Raw genomic sequence first — 2,178 nt, 5'->3', positions numbered from 1 at the left:
CGCCCGCACCCGCAGAACGGCCGCCCGCCGCCCAGACAAGCTGGTCAGCGTCCAGCCGTTGCCGACAATCCTGAAAGTGTACCTCGGCGTTTTGGGTTCGCGGCCGTTAACGGAACAGGTAAAAGCCGTTCTTTAATGGCATGATATTGAAAGAAAAAATGACGTAAAAAAGTATGACCGCACCCGGAGTCGTCTGAGGATGGCCTCAACGAGATAGACGGTGAACGTATTTACCAGAAAGGCCACCGGTTACGGCAGCTCGGGCAACACCTGTTTGAGTATGACGATGCCGGGCGGATGACCGCCATGCAGTTGTGGCAGGAGGGGCACTGTCCGCAACTGACCAAATTTAGGTGGAACAGCCAGAACCAGCTCATCGGCGTACAAACCCCGGGCGGCCAGCAGTGGGACTATCGCTACGACGCGTTCGGGCGGCGCACGGAGAAAGTGTGTGAACGGGCCGGGCTGCGCACCACTTACTTGTGGGACGGGGATGTGCCGGCGGAAATCCGCGAGTACCGGCACAACCGGCTGTACAGTATCCGCCATCTGGTGTTTGATGGCTGGCAACTGCTGGCGCAACAGGTGCAGTTTTTTACGCCTAATCCGGAAAACCGTCATGAACTGCTTGCGGGCGAACTCCAGACCCAGTATGCGGTGTGTGCGCCGACGGGTGAACCACTGGCGCTGTTTGATGAAGCCGGGCACCGGGTCTGGCGCCAGCCGCCGCAGAGCCTGTACGGGCTGCGCCTCGGTGTGCCGGGGGAAAATGCCGAACTGAACCCGGGGCTGCAATACGCAGGGCAGTGGCTGGATGAGGAGAGCGGGCTGGTCTACAATCGGTTCCGGTATTATTCGCCAGTGGCGGGGCAGTATCTGACGCCTGATCCCATTGGGCTGCTGGGTGGGGAAACGCCATATAGTTATGTTACAAACCCCACGGCAACGATAGATCCATTAGGGTTGGCGGGGTGTTCGACCAAACTGGGTAAAAATATGATGCAAGATATGGGATTACCGCGCTCAACTAAATGGAGTGGTTATCAGGCTCATCATGTTATTCCTAAACAATACGCTAGCCATCCTGCCTTGAAAAAAATTAAGTATGATATCGATAATGCGGCAAATGGAATTTTCTTAAGAGAAGTCGATAATGGTGTCAGTGCAATGGCGAGGCATCAGGGTAATCATAATGGTTATTCTAGAGCTGTTAAAAATGCATTAGATAAGATAGATCTAAATCAGTCTGTTGCTGAGATATCGAAACAAGTTGCTGATATACAAAATCTAGCTAAGAAAGGAATGATGAATGGAACACCAATAAGGGCTAAAGATATTTGGAAAGGAAAGTCTAAGATAGGTAATCAACGAGCTTTAGAAATGTGGAATAAAATTTTAGGGGTAGAATGATGAAAGGTGTTAATAAGAAGTTTGTAATTGAACCAATGAGTTTTTTATTTTCAGATGATCTTTTGTCAGGGAGTGGTGAATTATATTCTGGTGTTATCTTATTGGAAGAAAAAGATAAATCTCTAAAATTATCACTTAGTCAAGATTTGCCAGATGGATACTTAGTTTGGCAAGATCTTATAGAAAATAGCGTTGGTGAGTTTTCTTTAGAAGATAACTATTCTGAAGCCGAAGATTATTTAGAAGATATTGATGAAGAATATGGTGATTTACAAGAAGAAAAAATATTAAATTATAGGAAAGCTAAGATAAAGAAGACAAATACGGAGTATGATGATTTTTATTTTGAAATCTTAGATGAAGTCTATTATCAGCTAAAAATGTTATCTATCCAAAGATATATATTAGGGCATAAAAAAGAATCACTGTTAGAAAAAATGTTCGATATATATAAAGAAGGTTTTTATCCATGTGGAATGACTAAGGATAAAAAAATAGTCGCTTTTAATCCAATGGTATTAAAAACTAGTTGATATAGAAGCATCTCATCATAATAAAGCCGGAAAGATCCCTGTGATCTTCCGGCTTTTTTATTATCATCTTGCCTGATAATCCCCAATCAGTTCCCGCATTCGCAGCTTGATCTCACTGAGCTGGTCTTGCTGGCGTTGGTACTGTTGCCTGATATTGCGGGTGTCGTCGCTGTCAGGAATGAGCACAATGCAGCCCTCCATAATCTTGACGGTGAGTGTGCCACCAATCTCAAAT

Annotated in this window: 2 protein-coding genes; both read left to right on the top strand. The window is 45.6% G+C overall.

Annotated elements, in window-relative coordinates; translation table 11 throughout:
* The first annotated feature begins 213 nt into the window (after positions 1-213).
* Positions 214-1,410: an AHH domain-containing protein gene (locus Xmir_RS31410; protein ID WP_479688419.1), complete on the top strand. Its 1,197-nt coding sequence runs from the start codon at positions 214-216 to the stop codon at positions 1,408-1,410.
* The gene (locus Xmir_RS21995; RefSeq protein ID WP_208620482.1) at positions 1,407-1,943 is read left to right on the top strand and encodes a hypothetical protein; all 537 of its coding nucleotides are present in this window, start codon (positions 1,407-1,409) and stop codon (positions 1,941-1,943) included. The genes Xmir_RS31410 and Xmir_RS21995 overlap by 4 nt, the downstream gene beginning before the upstream one ends.
* Positions 1,944-2,178: the final 235 nt, after the last annotated feature.

The organism is Xenorhabdus miraniensis, assembly GCF_002632615.1.
This window is presented reverse-complemented; position numbering and strand designations above follow the sequence as displayed.

Bases quoted from the DNA above. Each gene is read 5' to 3' on its own strand.
- Xmir_RS21995 (WP_208620482.1), top strand. From the start codon at position 1,407: ATGATGAAAGGTGTTAATAAGAAGTTTGTAATTGAACCAATGAGTTTT.